The sequence below is a fragment of the Syntrophomonas curvata genome (assembly GCF_052976825.1).
Genome location: NZ_CM129641.1, coordinates 264,394 through 287,666 on the forward strand (window position 1 = coordinate 264,394; position 23,273 = coordinate 287,666).

General features: G+C 46.3%; 17 protein-coding genes and 2 pseudogenes. 18 read left to right on the forward strand and 1 reads right to left on the reverse strand.

Annotated elements, in window-relative coordinates:
* Positions 1-13 precede the first annotated feature (13 nt).
* From ACU70B_RS01305 to fliD, 11 genes are all read left to right on the forward strand, one after another.
* Positions 14-313: a hypothetical protein gene (locus ACU70B_RS01305; RefSeq protein ID WP_447184564.1), complete on the forward strand. Its 300-nt coding sequence runs from the start codon at positions 14-16 to the stop codon at positions 311-313.
* Positions 314-545: 232 nt separating this feature from the next.
* A complete protein-coding gene (locus tag ACU70B_RS01310; RefSeq protein ID WP_447184565.1) occupies positions 546-1,265 on the forward strand; it encodes a ComFC family protein in 720 nt (239 codons plus the stop codon).
* Between the two features lie 30 nt (positions 1,266-1,295).
* Positions 1,296-1,712: a TIGR03826 family flagellar region protein gene (locus ACU70B_RS01315; RefSeq protein ID WP_447184566.1), complete on the forward strand. Its 417-nt coding sequence runs from the start codon at positions 1,296-1,298 to the stop codon at positions 1,710-1,712.
* Between the two features lie 223 nt (positions 1,713-1,935).
* Positions 1,936-2,232: a flagellar biosynthesis anti-sigma factor FlgM gene (flgM, locus tag ACU70B_RS01320; protein ID WP_447184567.1), complete on the forward strand. Its 297-nt coding sequence runs from the start codon at positions 1,936-1,938 to the stop codon at positions 2,230-2,232.
* A 15-nt stretch (positions 2,233-2,247) separates the two neighbouring features.
* On the forward strand, positions 2,248-2,757 hold the full coding sequence (locus ACU70B_RS01325) for a flagellar protein FlgN (protein WP_447184568.1): 510 nt from the start codon (positions 2,248-2,250) through the stop codon (positions 2,755-2,757).
* Between the two features lie 97 nt (positions 2,758-2,854).
* Positions 2,855-5,392 carry a flagellar hook-associated protein FlgK gene (flgK, locus tag ACU70B_RS01330; RefSeq protein WP_447184569.1) on the forward strand — a complete coding sequence of 846 codons (2,538 nt, stop codon included), beginning with the start codon at positions 2,855-2,857 and terminating at the stop codon, positions 5,390-5,392.
* 16 nt (positions 5,393-5,408) lie between these two features.
* Positions 5,409-7,415: a flagellar hook-associated protein FlgL gene (flgL, locus tag ACU70B_RS01335; RefSeq protein ID WP_447184570.1), complete on the forward strand. Its 2,007-nt coding sequence runs from the start codon at positions 5,409-5,411 to the stop codon at positions 7,413-7,415.
* A gap of 40 nt (positions 7,416-7,455) precedes the next feature.
* Positions 7,456-8,013, forward strand: coding sequence for a DUF6470 family protein (locus ACU70B_RS01340; RefSeq protein ID WP_447184571.1), 558 nt, complete (start codon positions 7,456-7,458; stop codon positions 8,011-8,013).
* Between the two features lie 78 nt (positions 8,014-8,091).
* Positions 8,092-8,556, forward strand: coding sequence for a flagellar assembly protein FliW (fliW, locus tag ACU70B_RS01345; RefSeq protein ID WP_447184572.1), 465 nt, complete (start codon positions 8,092-8,094; stop codon positions 8,554-8,556).
* A 2-nt stretch (positions 8,557-8,558) separates the two neighbouring features.
* Positions 8,559-8,801 carry a carbon storage regulator CsrA gene (gene csrA, locus ACU70B_RS01350; RefSeq protein ID WP_447184573.1) on the forward strand — a complete coding sequence of 81 codons (243 nt, stop codon included), beginning with the start codon at positions 8,559-8,561 and terminating at the stop codon, positions 8,799-8,801.
* Positions 8,802-8,815: 14 nt separating this feature from the next.
* The gene (fliD, locus tag ACU70B_RS01355; protein WP_447184574.1) at positions 8,816-10,759 is read left to right on the forward strand and encodes a flagellar filament capping protein FliD; all 1,944 of its coding nucleotides are present in this window, start codon (positions 8,816-8,818) and stop codon (positions 10,757-10,759) included.
* Positions 10,760-11,315: 556 nt separating this feature from the next.
* Here fliD and ACU70B_RS01360 read toward each other — a convergent pair.
* Entirely contained in the window at positions 11,316-15,662 is a 4,347-nt protein-coding gene (locus ACU70B_RS01360; protein ID WP_447184575.1) for an RCC1 domain-containing protein, read from the reverse strand.
* A gap of 587 nt (positions 15,663-16,249) precedes the next feature.
* Here ACU70B_RS01360 and ACU70B_RS01365 point away from each other — a divergent pair.
* From ACU70B_RS01365 to ACU70B_RS01395, 7 genes and pseudogenes are all read left to right on the forward strand, one after another.
* Positions 16,250-16,667 (forward strand): annotated as a pseudogene (locus tag ACU70B_RS01365) (flagellin N-terminal helical domain-containing protein); the annotation flags it as partial.
* 1,367 nt (positions 16,668-18,034) lie between these two features.
* Positions 18,035-18,325: pseudogene (locus ACU70B_RS01370) on the forward strand (flagellin); the annotation flags it as partial.
* Positions 18,326-18,420: 95 nt separating this feature from the next.
* Positions 18,421-18,690: a DUF8042 domain-containing protein gene (locus ACU70B_RS01375; RefSeq protein ID WP_447184576.1), complete on the forward strand. Its 270-nt coding sequence runs from the start codon at positions 18,421-18,423 to the stop codon at positions 18,688-18,690.
* Positions 18,687-20,633: a motility associated factor glycosyltransferase family protein gene (locus ACU70B_RS01380; RefSeq protein ID WP_447184577.1), complete on the forward strand. Its 1,947-nt coding sequence runs from the start codon at positions 18,687-18,689 to the stop codon at positions 20,631-20,633. Before ACU70B_RS01375 ends, ACU70B_RS01380 begins: the two co-directional genes overlap by 4 nt.
* A 41-nt stretch (positions 20,634-20,674) precedes the next feature.
* Positions 20,675-21,829, forward strand: a complete 1,155-nt coding sequence (locus tag ACU70B_RS01385; protein WP_447184578.1) for a DUF2920 family protein — start codon at positions 20,675-20,677, stop codon at positions 21,827-21,829.
* A gap of 61 nt (positions 21,830-21,890) precedes the next feature.
* Positions 21,891-22,622 (forward strand): cytidylyltransferase domain-containing protein, encoded by a 732-nt coding sequence (locus ACU70B_RS01390; RefSeq protein ID WP_447184579.1) that lies wholly within the window; start codon positions 21,891-21,893, stop codon positions 22,620-22,622.
* A gap of 16 nt (positions 22,623-22,638) precedes the next feature.
* Positions 22,639-23,265 carry a pseudaminic acid biosynthesis-associated methylase gene (locus ACU70B_RS01395; RefSeq protein WP_447184580.1) on the forward strand — a complete coding sequence of 209 codons (627 nt, stop codon included), beginning with the start codon at positions 22,639-22,641 and terminating at the stop codon, positions 23,263-23,265.
* The last annotated feature ends 8 nt before the right edge of the window (positions 23,266-23,273 follow it).

Consider the following 23,273-nt stretch of genomic DNA (forward strand, 5'->3'; position numbering starts at 1 on the left):
AGGAGGTTTTTTTGTGGTCATTTTACTTAAGGTTTTGAGTTTTGCCATATGGGCGGGTATTATGCTGGTCATGATAGCGGCCAGCAGGTACGGGAGTACCTCCAATTACACCGATGTTAATATTTACCTGAGGGATGAAGATGATATTGAAATGACCATACGGAAGATATTAAGCCATATTCATTCCCGGGACAGGTTGATCATCCATGATATTGCTCCCAATAATGAGCAGCTGCATTGGGTCTTTATGAAAAGCCTGATCCGAAAAAACCCTTCCATAATATATTATAATCTGGGACGCAATTTTGCTTGAAGATTCGAGCGCACGTTTATTCACCTGCTACAAAAAGCAGGTGGGTTAGCCGAATTTTATGTAAATTTTGAAAACTTATGTTATTATTATTTACAGAAACACTGCCACTGATTAGTCGTATGGATGATGATGCCAAAGCGTTCATACGATTATTTTTATTTGCTTGCAAATTGTTAATTATAATAAACTACCATGTTTAAAGGCAATTTATACTTTAATCAGAGGTGCTCATATGCAGAATTTGATCATGGATATTATTTTTCCTCAGCAGGCCTGCTGCATTTGCAGGGAGCCGGGCAAATACAGCACCAGGTACCCCTGGTGCGAGAAATGTGAAGGTAATCTGCGGTTGATGCGGGAAAGCCTGCCGATTTGCGACAAGTGCGGCAAGTATCTCGAAGCAGGCGTGGGATTATGTGCAGAGTGCCGCAGCACACCGCCGATGTTTGATATCGCCAGAGCGGTAGGGCCTTATGACGAACCTTATCGTATCGCGATTAAGGTGCTTAAGTTTATGGGGCGGCGCCATCTGGCGGTCAGGATGGGGCATATGATGGCTCAGGTGATAAGAGAGGAGCCGCGTTTCTGGCCTATTGACCTGATAGTACCGGTGCCTGCTTCATATGCCCACCTGAAACAGAGGGGGTTTAACCAGACCGAGGAGCTGGGACGCCGGATTGGCAAGGAGCTTCGGCTAAAAATGGATACCGGTATTTTGAAAAGGGTAAAAGAAACCCCCTCCCAAAGGGAATTGAGCAAAGAGGAGCGGGAGAAAAATTTACTTTATGCCTTCAAGATACAGGATAATGGTAAAATATATAGAAAGAATGTATTACTGGTAGATGATGTATATACTACCGGTTCCACAAGTAAAGAGTGTACTCGCACTCTGCTGGATGCAGAAGCTGCCCGGGTGTGCGTAATCACATGGGCTACCGGTATTGGCTTTTAATTATCTGTTCTAAGCAGGGAGGTTGATAACATGGGACCTAATCTCAGGAATTGCCCCATCTGCGGGAGAGTTTTTGCTCATCAGGGAAGGGATATTTGCAATAAATGCCTGGAAAAAGAAGACGACGATTACGCTGTTGTCCGTCGCTATGTCCGCGACCATCCCGGTGCCAGTGTGTCCGAAGTGGCCGAGGCGACAGGGATAGATGAAGATAAGATCCTGCAGTTTCTCCGTGATGGTAGATTGATTACCAAAGGGCTATCCTATACTACCATGTGTGAGCGCTGCGGTAAAACCATTTCCAGCGGTAAATTCTGTGAAACCTGCTTGAAACAGTTGGGGGCGGAGATCAAGGGTATCATCCCCTCCAGCCGTCAGGTGCAGGAGGAAGTAAAACCCCGGGGCAAGGTGAAAGAGAGGATGCATATCAAGGATGAAGATTTTTAAAAGGCGGTTGTTTCAAAACAACTGGTGGGGATGAGCGGTTATAAGCTAAGCAGGATAGTAGTTTGATTGACCGGACAATATCAAGTAAACTATAGCGAATACGTAAGCCAGGTGAAGGAAAACTTAGTATTTTAAATATAATTAGCTATCAGGGGCATTAAGCCCCTTCGTTTTTTCTGCGACAATACTTCATAGAATGAGGACTAGTAAGGTGGGAAGTCTAATGATTATTTCCAGAACTCAGGTACAGAATCTGCTGAAAATCTATGGTAATGATAATGCCAATAAAGTGGATAAAAAGCAGTTCAGCAAGGTAGCCGGGAAAAATGATGAACTGGCGATTTCCAGCGAAAGCCGTATCAAGCAGCGGGCCATGCAGGCCGTAAAGCAGGCCGAAGATATCCGTCCGGAGAAGGTGAGCCAGTTGCAGGAAGAGATATCGAGCGGGACCTATACGGTGGCTGATGACGAAGTGGCGGAAAAGATGATTGCCAGAGCCATAGTTGACCGGCTGGTATAGAAAGCGGTGATGTTGATGGAATCCCTGCTATTGGATTTTACCCGCGCGGTTGCAGCTATGAACCAGGTACTGGACCAACTGGCTGAACTGGGGCAGGAGAAACAACAACTGATAATTGCGGGCAAAGTGAAGGAACTGGATAGTCTGATTCATCAAGAGGGCATCATTACATCCAATCTGGAAAGAGTCGAAGGTGCCCGCTTTAAATTGCAGGAGCAAATTGGCCAGGGCTGGGGAGTCAATGCAGATAAGCTATCCGCCCGGGAAATTCTGCAAAAGGTCAAGGAAAGCTATCCCTCCTGTTACCCTGGACTGGAAGAGGCTATTAACCGTCTGGAATATAATCTGGCCCGCCTCCGGGCGATAAATGTCCATAATAATGAACTGATTGAGCAATCCCTTGATTATATAAAGGTAATAGAAGCAGTGCTTGGCGGCGATGTAGCCGGAACCTATTCCAGCGAAGGCATCCAAGCCAGCGAAGCCAACTATGTTATCAAGAATCTGCTGGATAAAAAAATTTAAAGTGACGAAAAACTGCTATCCCCAGAGATAGTTTACCTTTGATAAGCAAATTCCCTAAAAAATCCGCGGTTTTCGCGTCAAAAAAGGGGTAACTGAGATGTCAAATTTTTTCAATTTGGAAATCGGCAAGCGTTCCGTGCTGATGCATCAGATGGCATTAAGCATTACCGGGCATAATATGGCCAATGCCAATACGCCCGGCTATACCCGGCAGGTGCCGGATATTGTCACCACCAGCCCCTGGCACGCGCCGGCTCTGGTACAATCGGGCAAGGCGGGGCAACTGGGGACGGGAGTGGATATTCAGAGTATCCAGAGGATACGAGACGCCTTTTTGGATACTCAAATCAGGAACGAATTCAAAACAGCAGGCTATTGGACTGAAATGCAGTCAACCATGGCAAAACTTGAAGTCATATTAAATGAACCTTCCAAAGACGGCTTAAGATCGGTTATGGATGTGTTCTGGGAAGCCTGGCAGGACTTATCGGTAAACCCTGAGAGTCAGGCGGTACGTTCGGTTGTGGTTCAAAGGGGCATGGCTATGGCCGAAGCCTTTCGCCATACCTATCGCCAACTGGTAGAGCTGAGGCAGGACGTTAATGCGTCTGTAGCCATAAAGGTTAAAGAAATCAATGATATTGCAGTTAACATAGCCGACCTCAACCAGCAAATACTTGCCATCAGTGTAGCCGGAAAGCAGCCTAACGACCTGCTGGACAAGAGGGATCTGCTGCTGGATGAGCTGAGTCAAATGGCCGATGTAAAAATATATGATGATAAGAATAACATGGTAGCTGTACAGCTGGGCGACCGCATCCTGGTAGAGGGGGTACAGTATAATACCCTGAGTACGGTTAAAGATAATGAAGGCATGCACATGGTGGTATGGAGCGATACCGGAACCAGAGCCAAAATTTCCGGCGGTGAACTGCGGGGATTGCTTGACGCCCGGGGCCGGACCAACAATCCTCAAGAAGCCGACCCTTCCGAATACCGTGAAGTTATTCCCAATATGATCGCTGATTTGAATGCGCTGGCCAAAACCCTGGTGGTTAAGATCAATGAAATCCACCGGGGAGGATTCAGTCTGAACAACAAGACCGCAGTACCAGACGGCAGAGACTTTTTCGATATGCCCGACCAAGACCCGCTGACCTTCAAAAACTGGGCTGAATTTATGAACGTAAATCAAGACATTCAGAATGACGTAAAAAATATAGCCGCTGCCACCCACCGGACCTGGGATAAGGACAGCGAAGGACAGGATAAAAAGGTGAATTTTGGCGACGGCTCCAATGCCTTAAAGATGGCGGAGCTGAAGCATAATCTGAATAGTTACAATTATGCAGTACGTACCGAAGGGCTGAATATCATCTTCGATGAAAGCAATCCTTCGTACCATCAGCCGCTTACCTTGCGTATAGGCGCAGGCGGGCTGCCCGTAGATATAACTCTGGAGCCGCCCGCCAACTATCGAGATATGAAAGGCCTGGTGGATGATTTGCAGGCCAAATTGGATAATGCGGGATTGCCGATCACGGTTCGCTGCGAAGGCAAAAATGGCAGCGGTAATGAACTGGTCTTTTGTTCCAACAGCTCCCGCTCCCTGGAGGTAATTTTCCCGGATACCGGTATCAGTGACGTAAGGTCGGAAGGACTCCAGCAGGGAGAGTATGCTGTTAATACCGAGGCTGGGAATCCCGGAGTTGATGACGGCATGGTACGGCTAATGCAGCAATACCTGCAGGGCAGCGCAAGGAATATATTTGATGGCGCTTCTGTAAACGTGGATACCAGCTGCCCGGTCAATGCCTCCATAATGCTGGAGGTTACCAGTGTCAACACTATTACCCGTCAGGTTACTTATAAATATTATTCCCACGAATATGATCGGGATGGCAATTATACGGCGGTGATACCGGGAAGCTTTACTCTTACCTACGGGGGAAACGACACCAGCTTCACTATAGGTTCGGTAACCTTCAGCACCGACAACCTGGATTTGATCAAGCTAAATACCGGTGAGCTTACCGTAGGGGATAAAGCAGTGTTTAACGTAACTGCCGCTAACAGCGGCATATCTTACCAGGGATTGGATATTTCTTACAACTATAACTATAACGAACCCGGGGACTGCAGCCACCGTTTCGTATTCAATGAAAATGTACTGGACGGGGTCGATATTGATATTAAGTTTTATACATTGAACACTAATTCCCTGAGCCAGAATTATGGTGATAGTTATAACGGCACCATAGGCATAAGCGCTTCGGGAGCGCTGGGCGCCAAATCACCGGCAGTTTTCCTTTCATCGTATTACCCTTACGCCGGTCAAACTCAGGATATTGAGACCTTTATGGTTCAGCACGTCACCACTGATGATTTCTGGCGTTCGGTAGCTGCCGACACCGGCGTATTAAGTCAGGAAGCACAGCGAATGGTTAGAAATCAGGTACTGCTCTTAAGTGAATTGGAGAATAAAAAAGAGTCGATATCCGGTGTTTCGCTGGATGAGGAAATGACTAACATGATAAAGTTCCAACATGCTTATAACGCTGCCGCCCGCTATATAACCAGCATAGACGAGGCTATTGATGTAATTGTCAACCGCATGGGTGTAGTGGGGCGGTAATACGGAGGGCTGAAAAATGCGTATAACCAATAAGATGCTCACCAATGAATTGAGAAGAAATCTTAATACCAATATGATGCGGCTGGATGAATTCGAGCGCCAATTATCAACGGGAAAAAAATTGAACCGCCCTTCGGACAACCCGGCCGGGCTGGTGAAGGCCCTGCGCTTACGCACCACCTTGAATGAGGGCGAGCAATACCTGTCCAATATTAACGAAGCGGTAAGCTTCCTGGAGACTACCGATGCCGCCCTTTATAATGTGAATCAGATTATGCAGAAAGCCAGGGAACTGGTAGTAAAGGCCGCAACCGGAACCAATGACCCTGATGCCCATAGCGCCGTAGCCAAAGAGCTCAAAGAGTTAAACGAGCAGCTGAAAATTATTGCCAATACTACTTATGGCAGCAAGCATATTTTTGCCGGCACCAATGTAACGGAAGCCCCTTTCTACAATGGCCGCTGGCGCGGAAACCAGGACTTCCTGGAGGTGGAGGTAGGCATTGGCGTAAAAACCGCCATTAATATACCGCAGATGGAAGAATTTTTCATGGGGCGTATGGAATTCAACAAAGGGATAGCTGCCGCTTCAGGCATCAGCAAGCTCACGGCTTATAATCTGAGAGAAGGGCAGTACAAGCTGGGCACGGAAATAGGTACTTTCCTCAACTCCTCCGCTATTGAATCACAGAGCTATCTGCATGCTGTGGCCAAGAACCGAAGTTTTTTCTATGAAAACGCCCAAACCGCTGCCGCGTTAGGGGCGGGGAGTGCGGCTGGCGCCACCGATGCCAGCTATAGCGGTTCACTCGCGGTTGAAGTAAAACAGGTTGACCATGCCCCCCACTTTTTTGTACGTCCCGGCAGTGACCAGAACGGCCTGACCTTTACGGTGGATCAGCCCTTGTATCGTAAAGATGCCGCTGGCAATCTGATACCCCTGAGTGATGGTGACGACCTTACGGGGAACTTCACTTATACCGGAACCGGAGCCATAGACTCCGTTACCTATAACTGCAGTTCAACCGGTGGAACAAGTATTACTATCAATACCGGCAGTTCCCCTGCGGCAGGCGGAGACACCCTTATCCTGGATAATGGTCTGGGCAGGCTCTATGACGCCCAGGGTAATGAATATATTCCCGCCCAGGCGACCTTTAACGGGACCAGCGGAGAATGGGAGTACCACGGAGTATCAAAGATAACTGCAGATATCAAGGGACATATATATACCCTGGACGGACAGCATAAGGAGATCAGCCTGAACGATATAGAGCTTAATATGGAGGCAGGAGCTGGCGATGCAATCTTTACAATTAATGCTGCTGATATAGGCTTTCCCGATGACCTGGTCATATGGAACGCCGGTACCGGCGCCCTGGGGGGGACAGATGCCCGCAACCCGCAACTGGTAGCCGGGGACAAGACGATAATATCTTTTTCAGCTGCAGCCGCAGGTCCGGATGCGCAAAAGGTAACCGCCGAATATAGCTTTAAGAACCTGGACGGTCAGCAGAACGGGCATGGTTCGCATAGCTTTGCTTTTAACCCGCTTACCCTGGATAATAGAATAAGCGATCTCAGATTTTTTACCATGGATCAGGAAACCGGTCTGATTCAGGATGGAAGCTTCAGCCTGCAGGCCAATACCCTGGGTACTGCTGCCGCAGCAGCGGAATTTAACTACCAGGCAGGCATATTGGGCTACATGGACGACCTGGTTAACAAAATACAGGCAGGCATACTCCCCCAGGTAGGTGACCAGTTGGCCGGAGCAGATACCAGGATGCAGGAGCTTCTGTACCACCGTTCCACGCTTGGAGCCCGCATCAACCGTCTGGAGCTGCAGGAGAGCCGGCTGACATCAACCCAGGAGTCTTTGACCGACTTACTATCCCAGAATGAGGATGCCGATATGGCGCAGGTTATTATGGAGCTGAAAATGCAGGAGAACATATATCGAGCCGCACTTGCTGCCGGAGCCAGAATAATAACACCTACCCTGGTGGACTTCCTGCGCTAGTCCCCAATGCCCCACTAAATAACGGGGGGTGAAATCTCTGATGGTACATTTACAGATCCACCAGCAGTATGCCCGGATAGGTCTGAACATTAAAGATCCGGCTATTCGTCTGCATACATCACATCCTCGCCTGGAGATGAAGACCAGACCGGGACAGCTTACGATGGAATCGCCAAGGCCGGATTTGCATATCGACCAGAGCAAATGCTTTGCCGATGCCGGGCTGAGATCTCCCGAGATTCTAAGGGATTATATAGCCTCCCAGGCTTTATCCGACTTTATGGAAGGAGTAGGCGAGGTTGTTTCCGAGGGAGATGCCCTGGCGCAAATCACCGGAACATCCATAGCGGATATTGCCGCTACTTGCTTGGATACCAATTACGTCTTCGATGCCAAGGCTATACCCCAGCAGCGGCCTGATATCCGATTCGATATTTATCCGGTAAAAATCGACTACCAGCCTGCTGATGCAGATGTCAGGCTTCGTCAGGGCAGGGTAGAGTCCAATCTGGAACGGGGTAAGGTTGAGGTTTACCTCAGACAAAAAAACTATGTAGAAATCAGATATGCCGGTGAGAATTATAACACGGTGGCCTAAATATAATAGGAAATCCTATTCCCTAACTACGAAACTTTGTAACCCAACCTCTAAGAAACCAGCGGAAGGGAGATTAAAATGAAGATTCAGACAGCTTTACTGGGGGAGCTGGAAATTGATGAAAACTATATACTCGATTTTACCGAGGGTATCCCGGCTTTTGAAGAAGAAAAGCAGTTTGTGCTAATACCCATGGAGGAAAAAGGACCGTTTTATTATTTGCAATCTGTCTGCAGCCGGGACCTGTGCCTCCTTTTGGCGGAACCGTTTGTGTTTTTTCCGCGTTATGAAATCGAAGTTGCAGATGAGGAACTGCGCAAACTGGGAATTGACCACGATAATTCCATGCTGGTCTACGTTGTTCTTACCGTACCGGATGATTTTAAATTAACTACTGCCAATCTCCTGGCGCCGATTATCATCAATCCTGAAAACAGGAAAGCTATGCAGTATATTGCTGTCAGCACCAAATACACCACCCGTCACCGTATTTTCCCGCAGGAACAGCCGGTCCAGGCGGCCAGTGCGGCGGAAGGTCGTTAGCTATGCTGGTATTGAGCAGGAAAAAAGGCGAAACCATAGTAATTGCTGACAACATTGAGATAAGTGTAATTGATATACAGGGTGATGCAGTAAGGATAGGGATCAACGCGCCGCGGGAGGTAAGCATATACCGCAAGGAGATTTACGAAGAGATACAGGCGGAGAACCGCAAAGCCATAGAAAATCTGGAGAAAATGAAAGACCAGTTGCTAATGCTTAAGGAATATAAAAAGAATACCGAATAGGGAGGGAGTTTTCCGTGAGTATACGTATAGGCGGATTATTGAGCGGAATGGACACCGAAAGCATAATCAAGGATATGCTCAAAGCTGAAGCAAGCAAGATCGACCGCCAGAAGCAGCAGAAACAGATTCTGGAATGGCGGCGGGACAGCTATCGGGAGACCAATCTCAAACTTTTGTCTTTCCGTAATAGTCTAGCTGACTTGAAGCTGCCCTCAACCTTTACCGGCAAGAAGGTTGAAAGCAGTAACGATTCCGTGCTCACCGCCACTGCCACTGCCAACGCTCTGAGCGGTACCCATGTTATCAAGGTCAACAGCCTGATGGCCGGGGTTACCCGCATCAGCACCTCTGAAATTGCGGAGTATAAGGATAATCTGGGTGAACAATTTGGGCTTACCGGCACAATTAGTTTTACCCTGAAGGGTAAAGATGGCGTATCTCATGAATACAGCTTCGACACCGCTACCAAAAACATAAATGACGTGGTTAATGCCATCAATGCCAATGCCTCCACCAGCGGAATCAGCGCCGGATATTCTGCTGCGGGCAACCGATTTGTACTGGCTACGGTTGATAAGGGGGCGGATGAGGTCATACAAGTCGAAGCCGATGCTGGCGCTTTTTTGAAAACTACGTTGAAACTGGGCCTGGATGTGGGCGAATACCGGGGGACAAATGCTTCAATTGATTATGATGGAGCCGCCGGAATCGAATTCAAATCCAACCAGTTTACCCTTAACGACATTAACTTTGACCTTAAAAAAGCCGGAGAAACAGTTACCGTGACTGTCAGCCAGGATATTGACACGGCCGTAGAAAAGATTAAAGCTTTTGTCGAAGCTTACAACGCGATAATGGAGAATATTAACCTAAAGCTCAATGAACGGCGTGAATATGATAAGGCCAGCCATAGTTTCAAATACCTGCCCTTAACCGATGACCAGAAAAAAGAGATGAGCGAAGACCAGATAAAAAAATGGGAAGAGATGGCCAAAAAGGGCATCATGAACCGTGAATCCCTGTTGGGCTCGATAGCATCCGATATCAGAATGACCGCCAACGGCATGCTGACAAACTGTGAAGCAGTCAAAATTCTGGAACCCGGGGTTACCCTGGCCAGTAAATCGGATATAAATTCCTATGCCCCTACTTTAGCCGAACAGTTTGGGATTACCGGAACAGTTTCTTTTACCCTGAAGGGCAAGGACGGTGTAGATCATACCTACAGTTTCGACAGCAGTACGGATGATATGAAGGATGTATTGAATGGGATAAATGCCGATACTGCCGCAACCGGAATCGTGGCCGGCTACTCCGATAACCGGTTTACTCTGGCTACGGTTGATAAAGGTCCGGCTGCATCTTTACAAGTGGTTGCCGATGGAAACCTGTTCCTGAAAGATACGCTGAGATTAGGTATTGGTACCGGTACCTACACCCCCAAATCCAATCTTATCAGCCCTACCCAGGATGTCAGGTATCTGAAGTATCAGAGCCTGAGCGCCATAGGCATAAGCAGCTCGGCCTACGTTACCGGCAGTAAGGATAACGGAAAATTGACTATTGAAGACGAAGACAAATTGCGCCAGGCGCTGCAGGATAATCCGGTCGAAGTCATGAATCTGTTTAATCGCACCCAGACCGTACTGGAGGAAGACGGGAAGTACAAGACTTATGACGTGGGCATCGCTTCGAAGCTTTTTAATACCCTGAGCAATGCGGTAACCAGCATAAACTCCAAGGCCGGCGCCAGTGACGCCGTATATGACAACAGTTTTCTCACCAAAGATATTACCCGTATAGATGAACGTATCGATATCCTGGAAGAAAGAATGGAAAAGCTGGAGGAGCGCTACTGGCGGCAGTTTACCGCCCTGGAAAAAGCCGTGCAGAGGGCCAATATGCAGGGTCAGTGGCTGATGCAGAAACTCGGCCTGGATTCACAGCAAACCTCTTAAAAGATAAGGTATTAGAATTATTAATGTTGATTTTTAGTTGGTGTTTCCCTATATCTTCAATCCTGAATGAAGCCGCAGATTCTCTGAATGTGCGAATGGGGACGGTTCTCAAAGGGTTCAATCGGAAGTTTTGCGCGTAAATAAGGCTCAAACGTTAGCTAACAGTTGTAAGTGTAACCCGCGCAAAATTTCCGATTGCCCTAGAAGAAGGAAATCGTGTGTGGAAGACTATGGGATCTTTTAATCTTTTCGTTCCTCCCTTTAAAGGTAAAAAGCATATAGCTTCGCCCTTACCTTACATAATGGGCTTTAAAATACCTCATTTTGAGCATCCCTCCCCTCTCCCAAATCAGGGGCTTGTTAGAAATCTATTTAGTTTTAACCCTCTAATTTACATCTTTTGCAGGCCGGACAGAGGGTTACATCCCGGCTCACCAGAAGAGATGATCTCAATAGTTTTTAGTCCCTCAGTATTACAACGGTTACTTTTTCGGTAGTATCTATTGTTATACAGAAGTATTATTTGAACTCGTATTTAACCTATAGCAATATTAGGCTATTGCGTTGCACCTAAGTTAATATATCCTGTACCAGCACTGTCATTGACTTGTACTGGTACATTGCTGTTGATGATTGTTCCATTGCCAAGTTGACCAGAATTATTAAATCCCCAACTCCACACCTTACCATCTTTGGTTAAGGCTATGCTGTGCATGGCACCAACATCAATAGCAGTAACATCTGATAAATTAGGAACCTGAACTGGTACAGAACTATTGGTGGTTGTTCCGATACCTAGTTGACCATAATCGTTATTTCCCCAGCTCCATACCTTACCATCTTTGGTTAGGGCTAAACAGAAATCCTCGCTGGTAGCGACAGCAGTAATTTCAGGTAAGTTTTGTACTTGTACCGGTACAAAACTATTGGTGGTCGTTCCTATGCCTAGTTGTCCATGGTCGTTCTTTCCCCAACTCCAAACCTTACCATCGCTGGTTATTGCCATACCGTGAGTATTGCCGGCGGCTATAGCAATAACTTCGGATAAGCTGGAGGCATGTGCTGGTAAAGTAACGTCCTGGGTGGTTGTTCCGTTGCCTAACCGGCCGTCGCTATTATATCCCCATCCCCAGACCTTGCCAGTATTAGCTAAGGCCAGGCTGTGGTAACTGCCAGCAGCTATCATCGGTTTTATGTTAAACTTTGTAACTGTTACATTACAAGTAGCCGTTTTATTACCATCTACGGTTGTTACCGTAATGATAGCCGAACCTGGGCCTATGGCGGTTATTGTGCCAGTAGTATCTACCGTGGCTACAGCTTCATCACTGGAAGACCAAGTAACCGCTCGGACAGGAGCATTTTCCGGCAATATCGTGGCCGTTAAGGTATCGGTTGCTTCAACGGCCAAAGTTATAGTACTTTTATCTAATTCTACGGAGGTTACATGAACTTGTGGTATTACCGCTCCTAAAGTAAGGTATCCCGTATCCGTACTATTTCTGGTCCGCACTGGTACATTGCTGCTGGTGGTTGCCCCGTTGCCTAATTCACCACTAACACCATTACCCCAACACCAGACATCGCCATTATTAGTCACTGCCATGCTGTGGTATTTACCCGTAGATATAGCAGCAACTCCTGATAAGTTGGATACCTGTACCGGTACAGAACTAGCTGTGGTTGTTCCGTTTCCTAGTTCACCATGGCCATTATATCCCCAGCCCCACACTTTGCCATCACTGGTTAATGCCAGGTTGTGGGCGTTGCCAGCAGCTATTGCGATTACGCCTGATAAGTTCGATACTTGTACTGGTACAGTACTGTCAGTACTTGTCCCGTTGCCTAATTGCCCATTGGTATTAAGGCCCCAACTCCAAACCTTGGCATCGCTGGTTATTGCCATGCCGTGGATATCGCCGGCGGCTATAGCAGTCACTTCGGATAAGCTGGAGGCATGTACTGGTAAAGTATTGTTTTGGGTGGTTGTTCCGTTGCCTAACCGGCCATCGCTATTATATCCCCATCCTAAGATCTTGCCATTATTAGCTAGGGCCAGGCTGTGGTAACTGCCAGCAGCTATCATCGGTTTTGTGCTAAACCCTATAACTGTTACATTACAAGTAGCCGTTTTATTGCCATCTACGGTTGTTACCGTAATGATAGCCAAACCTGGGCCTATGGCGGTTATTGTGCCAGTAGTATCTACCGTGGCTACAGCTTCATCACTGGAAGACCAAGTAACCGCTCGGACAGGAGCATTTTCCGGCAATATCGTGGCCGTTAAGGTATCGGTTGCTTCAACGGCCAAAGTTATAGTACTTTTATCTAATTCTACGGAGGTTACATGAACTTGTGGTATTACCGCTCCTAAAGTAAGGTATCCCGTATCCGTACTATTTCTGGTCCGCACTGGTACATTGCTGCTGGTGGTTGCCCCGTTGCCTAATTCACCACTAACACCATTACCCCAACACCAGACATCGCCATTATTAGTCACTGCCATGCTGTGGTATTTACCCGTAGATATAGCAGCAACTCCTGATAAGTTGGATACCTGTACCGGTACAGAACTAGCTGTGGTTGTTCCGTTTCCTAGTACGCCATATCCATTATATCCCCAGCCCCACACTTTGCCATCACTGGTTAATGCCAGGTTGTGGGCGTTGCCAGCAGCTATTGCGATTACGCCTGATAAGTTCGATACTTGTACTGGTACAGTACTGTCAGTACTTGTCCCGTTTCCTAATTGACCATTGGTATTTTTCCCCCAACACCATACATTGCCGTCACTGGTTAGAGCCATACTGTGGGCGTCTCCACCGGCTATAGCAATAACTCCTGATAGATTGGATACCTGTACCGGTATAGCACTGTCAGTGGTTGTGCCGTTTCCTAATTGACCATTGGTATTCTTTCCCCAACTCCATACACTGCCATCACTAGTTAAGGCTAGGCTGTGGTAATCTCCGCTGGTTATAGCTGTAACTGCCGATAAACTGTTGTATACCTGTCCAGCTACAGTGCTTTGAGTGGTTGTGCCGTTGCCTAATTGCCCATTGGTATTAAGGCCCCAACTCCAAACTTTGCCATCGCTGCACAGGGCGATACTATGACTATAGCCGGCGGCTATAGCAATAACTCCTGATAGGTTGGATACCTGTAGCGGTGTAGTACTGTTGGTAGTTGTGCCGTTGCCTAATTGCCCATTGGTATTAAGGCCCCAACTCCAAACCTTGGCATCGCTGGTTATTGCCATGCCGTGGATATCGCCGGCGGCTATAGCAGTCACTTCGGATAAGCTGGAGGCATGTACTGGTAAAGTATTGTTTTGGGTGGTTGTTCCGTTGCCTAACCGGCCATCGCTATTATATCCCCATCCTAAGATCTTGCCATTATTAGCTAGGGCCAGGCTGTGGTAACTGCCAGCAGCTATCATCGGTTTTGTGCTAAACCCTATAACTGTTACATTACAAGTAGCCGTTTTATTGCCATCTACGGTTGTTACCGTAATGATAGCCAAACCTGGGCCTATGGCGGTTATTGTGCCAGTAGTATCTACCGTGGCTACAGCTTCATCACTGGAAGACCAAGTAACCGCTCGGACAGGAGCATTTTCCGGCAATATCGTGGCCGTTAAGGTATCGGTTGCTTCAACGGCCAAAGTTATAGTACTTTTATCTAATTCTACGGAGGTTACATGAACTTGTGGTATTACCGCTCCTAAAGTAAGGTATCCCGTATCCGTACTATTTCTGGTCCGCACTGGTACATTGCTGCTGGTGGTTGCCCCGTTGCCTAATTCACCACTAACACCATTACCCCAACACCAGACATCGCCATTATTAGTCACTGCCATGCTGTGGTATTTACCCGTAGATATAGCAGCAACTCCTGATAAGTTGGATACCTGTACCGGTACAGAACTAGCTGTGGTTGTTCCGTTTCCTAGTACGCCATATCCATTATATCCCCAGCCCCACACTTTGCCATCACTGGTTAATGCCAGGTTGTGGGCGTTGCCAGCAGCTATTGCGATTACGCCTGATAAGTTCGATACTTGTACTGGTACAGTACTGTCAGTACTTGTCCCGTTTCCTAATTGACCATTGGTATTTTTCCCCCAACACCATACATTGCCGTCACTGGTTAGAGCCATACTGTGGGCGTCTCCACCGGCTATAGCAATAACTCCTGATAGATTGGATACCTGTACCGGTATAGCACTGTCAGTGGTTGTGCCGTTTCCTAATTGACCATTGGTATTCTTTCCCCAACTCCATACACTGCCATCACTAGTTAAGGCTAGGCTGTGGTAATCTCCGCTGGTTATAGCTGTAACTGCCGATAAACTGTTGTATACCTGTCCAGCTACAGTACTTTGAGTGGTTGTGCCGTTGCCTAATTGACCGTTGGTATTCTTTCCCCAACTCCAAACTTTGCCATCGCTGCACAGGGCGATACTATGACTATAGCCGGCGGCTATAGCAATAACTCCTGATAGGTTGGATACCTGTAGCGGTGTAGTACTGTTGGTAGTTGTGCCGTTGCCTAATTGCCCATTGGTATTAAGGCCCCAACTCCAAACCTTGGCATCGCTGGTTATTGCCATGCCGTGGATATCGCCGGCGGCTATAGCAGTCACTTCGGATAAGCTGGAGGCATGTACTGGTAAAGTATTTTTTTGGGTGGTTGTTCCGTTGCCTAACCGGCCATCGCTATTATATCCCCATCCTAAGATCTTGCCATTATTAGCTAGGGCCAGGCTGTGGTAACTGCCAGCAGCTATCATTGGTTTTGTGCTAAACGTTGCTTTCATACTACTTGTCGGGAATACCCCTATAGGGGCCAATATCGTTAATACTAGAATAATAGCTAAAAGTATTGATGTATTTCTCCTCATAGTTTTTATCCTCCCAAACTGTATTGTTCAAGATAGAATCTACCTTAGTATTTATTGTTCGCCTTCTATCACCCCCTACTGTACAATAGGGTACTATTAATACAATATATCATTATTTTACTTTAATGGTTATAATTTTTAATTAATGTACTATTTATTACATATTTCAAATTCATTGAAGAAATATTTCTAGACAACTTATTTTTTGAAAATGCCAAAACCCGCTTAAACCTAAAAGCAAGCTTTGGTTGTTTTTAATGTTTAGTAGTTGCCTTTTAAAAACTTTTTAAATTGATTAATAAAAATCTATTTGTAATTGCTTAAAACAAGAGAGAATCGCTATAAAATCCCCGTAATTCATTTACAGAAAAGATTAAACTTCTGGAGTCAAATAACGATATAAAATAATAGCTACCCAAGTGGGCTCTCGTCGCATTTGAAGAATGAAAAAAGAAGCCTTGTTCTTGAATAGTGGGGAGGAGGTGTTTGGTTTAAAGGTCGATACTAAACGACTCGGTCGCCCCGGCGTAGCTGTTAAATAGCCCCACAGGGAAGTGGGAGCTTGAATTACAAGGAGGTAAGAACAAATGATTATTAACCACAATATACCGGCGCTGAACACCTATAACAAGCTGGTACTCAACAATCAGGGAATGTCCAAAGCTCTGGAAAAATTGTCCTCCGGCCTGCGCATCAACCGCGCTGCTGACGATGCCGCCGGACTGGCCATTTCCGAAAAAATGCGCTCCCAGATCAGAGGTCTGGACCAGGCCAGCCGCAACGCCCAGGACGGCATCTCTTTTATCCAGACGGCTGAAGGCGCCCTGAACGAAACCCACGCCATCCTGCAGAGGATGCGGGAACTGGCGGTACAATCTGCCAATGGCACCTACACTTCCCAGGATCGCACCCAGATTCAGAAGGAAATCGACCAGTTGACTTCTGAAATCGACCGCATTGCCGGTACCACCCAGTTCAACACCAAGAACCTGCTGGATGGCACCAGTTCCGCGCTGACTTCTACCGACAAGATCAGCACCCGTGTATTTATGCGCGACGGCCTGCGTCAGTTGGATCAGTTTGGACAGAAGGCTCCCGGCGGCGGCAACTATGAACTCAAGATTACCGCAACACCCGGACAGGCCGAGGTAATGAAGACCGATATCATGAGGATTAAACATGAGACGGTGACCGTCAGTGGTGGCGTAGGTGCTTATTCCAAGCTATCGAGTAATGCTGCAGGATTATCCGTAGCTGTACTGCAGGACTTCACTGGACCCAACGGAGTACTGTTGACTGGTGTAGCATTTAACATCGCTTATGCATCCGGGCTAAATGGTGAATCATTTGCAGTAGCCGGTCATATGAGCGGTGGAACTGCTGTAATCAATATAACCCTGGAGATTGGGAAAACAGGTCAAGCCGATTCAGGCGCCATGCATACTACGGTTCAGGATGTCTATGATGCGGTGATGGCATTGAAATTGGGGTCAGCCGGAAGCAGTATGACCGGAGTAAATGTCAGCTACTTCCTGGATATGAGGATTGAGAATGCATCTCAAAGTCTCGCAGGTACAGCATCAGGTGCAAACCTGAGCGTTGCTCGGGCTTCTTTCCAGGCTACCAAGATTGAGCGGGTAGGAGAAATTGCCCTGGAGAGCACCAAGCTATATGATATCCAGGAATTCTGGGACAGTTCCGGTAACTTTATCCTGGCCAATCCCCAGACTCTCCAGTTGGTACAGGGCGATGGGCAGAAGTCCTATGTCACCCTTTTCGATACCGATACCATTAAGGATGTCAAGGATAAACTGAACGAAGCCATTTATAATGGCTTGGGGCAGAAGTATGTAGTTGATTCTTCGGTCGGGCGTGATGCTTTTGTCAGCTATGACCCCTGGGGAGTTGGAACCGAAGGGTTGCAGGTGGTTCCGGGCACTTATATTATCCGGTCAGCGATATCTGGTAACGACGGTAAGATTACCTTTATCGGCGACGACCCGATACTAAGAGCTCTGAGCCTGCAGAGTATTCAGAAAGCCACTGAGACTCAGTTCTCGGTTGATGTCAAAGAAGCCCATTCCCAAACGGTTCTGGCCAAAGGCGTAAATATATCCGGTAATAACCTTATTGGTGTAGTTCACAGGGATGTGGACGTACAGTTCTCATCCAATGCCGGGGTAAAGGTAACCTGGGATGACACCAATAAAAAGTTCATAATGACCGGAGGAGCTGCCAACCAGGAATCCACGTTTATCCATATCTCCGACAATACTACCGTTTTCCATATCGGGGCCAATCAGAAGCAGGACATCGGTGTAGGTATCGGGGACATGAGTACCCGGGCGCTGGGTGTGAATAACATCCTGGTGACCAGCAACGAGCAGGCCAATATAGCTATTGGTAAGCTTGACCTGGCTATCAACCGGGTATCCTCAGAGAGAGCCAAGCTTGGCGCCTTGCAGAACAGGTTGGAGCACACCATCAACAACCTGTCGGTAACTTCAGAAAATCTGAGCGCGTCCGAATCCCGTATCCGCGACGTCGACATGGCTAAAGAGATGATGAACTTCACCAAGTACAACATCCTGCAGCAAGCAGCGACTGCCATGCTGGCCCAGGCCAATCAGATGCCGCAGACCGTGCTGCAATTACTCAGATAGTTATTTTAATCTATTTAACTGTAGCGGAATGCTATTTTCCGCTACAGTTTTTTATAAAGTAAGTCCTGATGGGATAAGTAAAGAAGGTAATTAATTTGCTGCAGGAAAAAATCCGGCAATTACAAAAAGATATTTTTGATTATAATATAGCGGTAGTTCCTGCAAAGCTCAGTGAATTACTGACAACCATTATTGAGACGCCGGCTTTTGACCTGAATGATGTCAGCAGGGTGCAAAGGTTTAATCAAATTATGCAGGCCAGTCTGCAAGCTTTGCAGAAGCAGGATTATTTACTGGTGGCTGATATTATGGAATATGAACTCGAACAATTGCTGGATTTGTCTGACAAGGAAGATAATACATGAAAATGTGGATTAAAAACTCCGAATTATTAAAAAGGCATTTCCCCGATTTCTACAAAAAAGCTGTTTACGTAGATTATACCTACAGTAGCCTGAAGATTTCCAGTTTAAACGATGAGAAATTTTTTTTACAGTCACCGTCATGCAGTTGTTTTTTACACAGCACTTATAATGTGGACCGGGAAATGCAGGAGCTGTTCCGGGAGGCGGACGATCCGGAACAGATTCTCATTATATTTGGCCTGGGCATGGGGTATTGCCTGGATTATATACAGAAGCAGAAAATTCGATATCGTAAGGTCCTAGTACTGGAGCCTTTTAATAATATATTCAGAGAAATGCTGAAATGGCGTGATCTGGAACTGCTCTTAAAGAAGAGGGCTGTATCTCTCAGCATATTTAACGATGTCCGGCAGATTATGCCCCAGATAATGGGGCAGGTAATGACCTCGCGTAAGGTAAAGTTTGTCTATCATATGTCCTACCGCAGTATATACAGCGAGGTCTATCAGGAGATAAGCCGGATATTCAGCGATGAGAAAATGGCATTCCTGTCCAGCACCAATACCATCAATTATTTTTTAAATGAATGGACGGAAAACCAGTTGATGTCCATAGCTAAAAAGCAGCCTGATGCTGCTGTTTTAAATAATAAATTTGAAAACATACCGGCTGTTATCGTATCGGCGGGCCCGTCTTTGGAAAACAGAATTGACGAGCTAAAAGAAATACAGGATAAAGCCCTGATCATAGCTCCGGGGACTGGGGCTCGTATATGCAAACAGAAAGGGATAAAAGCTCATGTTGCAATAGCTATGGATTCCCAAAAGGCGGAGGCTGACATATTCAGGGATAGTTCTGTAGAAACGCTGGTGGGTTCATACCGCCTGCATCCCGAAGTGGATAGAGTATTCCCCAACCGTTTGCTCAGAGTGACGATCAGCAACGATTTTATTGCCCAGTACTATCAGCATTATCTTAATTTACCGGTGGATACCGTAAGCGACCATGCTTCCGTATCTTCAACAGCAGTGGATTTTGCTGTTAGATTGGGCTGCAATCCCATTATTCTGGTCGGTCAGGACTTATGCTATTACGATAATAAGTCACATGCGGGAAAACAAAAGGACTCTTTGCCTGAATCAACCCGTAAAATACTGCAGGAGGCTACTGACATCAATGGGGAAAGGGTATATACTATTCCCGGTTACTTAGCCGTAAGGCGGGACATGGAGCTTTTGAACCTGAAGTACCGGAATAGCCATACCATTATTAATGCCACTCAAGCTGGCCTGGGTATGCCCGGAATAGAAAACCGCGATTTTAGAGATGTGATTGACCGCTATATTGCAACCGCAGATTGTAATGTTCAAAAGATAATTGAAGAGGCCCTTAACCAAGGCAGTAAAGAGGATATTTACGGAGACGTTGATATCAATGCTTTTTACCAGCATGTTCTGGATGAGATAGATAAGCTGGAGAATATTAACGACAATAAGCGTGACCAGCTCAACCATTTGCACCGGTTATTAGAAACAGATGCCAAAGATGCCCGTCTGCAGGACAATATGCTTGCTGTTCAGGAAATTAACCGGCAGTTGCAGGAGAATGCTTTTTATCAACAGGTTGTCATACCTATGTTGAATCGCTTTTTAATATTTTATCAGGTTGGTATATTCTATAATTTCGATGGTAAAATAGAGGATCCGGAAGCAGGGTTCTTTTATGAGACTAATTTATACAACCTTAGCAGTCGGTACTTAAAGATAATCAAAAATATAACCGAGCGGGAACTCAGGGGCAATAGCGGAGAAAAACAATTCGAGGGAGCAAATTTCACGGTTGCCGTCAATAGCCAGGGATTGGCCGGGAAAGCAGCCGCGTCCGTTAAGTCGCCAAAGCTTGATCAGGAGCAAGAGGGCATTTTGACGATACCTTTTAGCTAAATGGAAACAAAAACAGGAATTTATAAATGGAGGATTCTTTGATGACCGGGAATACGATAATCAAGCTAAACCCACATCCCGATATAGAGCTGGGTATGGAACGGGAAGAAATAGAGGCATTTTTCACTCTGCCGGATACCGGGATAAATTCTGATACGGGTGTGATTATGGTTATAAATGAACTGGGTGAACTGGCTGACAGTGATTATCAGCAAAACGAACTTAGACCTTATCTAGCCGACAAGCTGAACTGCATTGCGGTTGGAGTCAATTATTTTGGGGTTTATCGCAACAGTCAAATCCAACTTCGGCCCAGTTTCCTCCACAATATCAATCGAATATATAATATGAACTTAACTCTGGAAAGCTTCACCGGAGTTCAAAGCGCGGTTGACCTATATAGAATAATTGCTGAAGCGGTTATCTCCAAGGGGATCACCAGCCTGGATATTAGATGTCAACCCCATTTAATAACCGGTAAGGACGAGTATCAATCATGGGGATTCTTACCGGCCATTGACTGCCTTCAGGTTTTAGGCGAGGTGCTGCAGCGGTATAAGCTTAATACGCGGAAGATATTAGCCTTCGGCAAACGCTACGGGGCTTACATAGCCTTGCTAATGGGCAAATATGCCCCCCATACTTTTTCAGCCATCATAGACCGGGAAGCTTATTCGCGGGTTGAACTGAAACATGTGGTAAGCGGAGAGATTATGGAACCTGACTACCTGTTTAGCTTCGACCTGAATAACGATATGAAATTTTATATTGCTTCTGCCTGCAACAACCCCTGGACTATTGAAAATGAATCATCACCGCAATATTTTTCCGACAGCCACCGCATGATTCGCAGCCTTTTATGTGAAAAACACCGGGTCCATTCAGAGAGCTGCTATCATATTTTCCATTCCGAGGACAACGGGGTTGCATCCATATATGATAAAGACCGTTGTGTGGAGATATTACAGCAGTACAATACCGTGTTCTATAATCGTATGGCAGCAGGAGACAAGGAGGCATCGCAAACGGATATCGAGTTGTTTGACCGGATGCTTACAAATCATGGGGGGAATATGCAAAAGAACAGCGCCGATACTGATTTCAGCCGGGGCAGTAATTACATGTTTGACTGTGGCGCCAAAAGCTATGAATTTAGATTTGACAGCGGGGGCAATATTCAGGTCAGGTGTATTTAAAATTATTACATTATAAGAACATCGGTATAGTTCTTAGATTATGATTAGGAGAATTTTACAGATGAAGACCGTCATCATTGTACAGGCGCGTATGACCTCCACCCGTTTACCCGGCAAGATACTATATGAGGTACTGAACAGGCCCCTGCTGGAATATCAGATAGAAAGGCTGGGTCAGGTCAGGCAGGCAGATGATATTGTTATTGCAACGACTGCAAACGACAGTGACCTGCCCGTTGTCCAATTGTGTGAAAGGCTGAAAATAAACTGTTTTAGAGGGCCGGAAGAGGATGTTTTAGCAAGGTATTATTTTGCCGCGCAAGAGAGCAAAGCAGACAATATAGTCCGTATTACCTCAGACTGTCCGCTCATCGATCCTGAGGTAATGGATGAAGTAATTTCGTTATATTTAAGCAACTTCAAAAGATATGATTATGTATCCAATACTCTGAAACGAACTTATCCGCGGGGACTGGATACCGAGGTTTTTTCATGGTCAGCCCTGGAAAAGGCATATAAAGAGGCTAAAGAACGGCCGGAAAGAGAGCATGTTACTCTTTATATGTACAGGCATCCAGAAAGGTTTTGCTTGGCGAATTCCGGTAGTGCCGAAGATTACAGCCAACACCGGTGGACGGTGGACACCAAGGAGGATTTCGAGCTTATTGAGCTTATCCTGCAGGAACTTTATCCGGTTAACAGCAGGTTTACCTGGTTGGACGTTCTTAATCTTTTGAATGAACATCCGGAATGGGCAGAGATCAATGCTGCGGTACATCAAAAAGAAGTATAAATGGCGAGGTGTAGAAATGAGCGGATATAAAACTGAACAGGAGGAGTTCTGGGCAGGTCAATTCGGTGACGATTATACCGAAAGAAATAGAGGTTCTCAGCTTATTGCCGGCAACACAGCTCTATTTGCATCGGTTATGGCCAGAACCCATAAGGTGAAAAGCATTTTGGAATTTGGCGCCAACCGGGGCTTAAATCTGCTGGCGTTAAGAAATCTGCTGCCTGCGGTTGAATTGTCGGCGGTAGAGATTAACCCAAAAGCGGTAAAGGAATTGGAGACTATTGAGAACCTTAAAATATACCGGCAATCCATGCTGGATTTTTCGGTAGACTATCAACGGGAACTGGTATTGTCCAAGGGCTTGCTGATACATATTGCTCCGGAAATGCTGCCTCAGGCCTATAGGGTTTTGCATGCAAGCAGCAGCCGTTATATTTGTCTGGCTGAATATTATAATCCCCAACCGGTTGAAGTTGATTATCGGGGGAATAAAGGAAAATTATATAAGCGGGATTTTGCTGGTGAAATGCTGGATGGTTATCCGGATCTGGAATTGGTGGATTATGGATTTATCTACCGCAGGGATATAAACTTTCCGCAGGACGACTTGAATTGGTTTTTATTGAAAAAACAAAATCAATAAATAAGGAA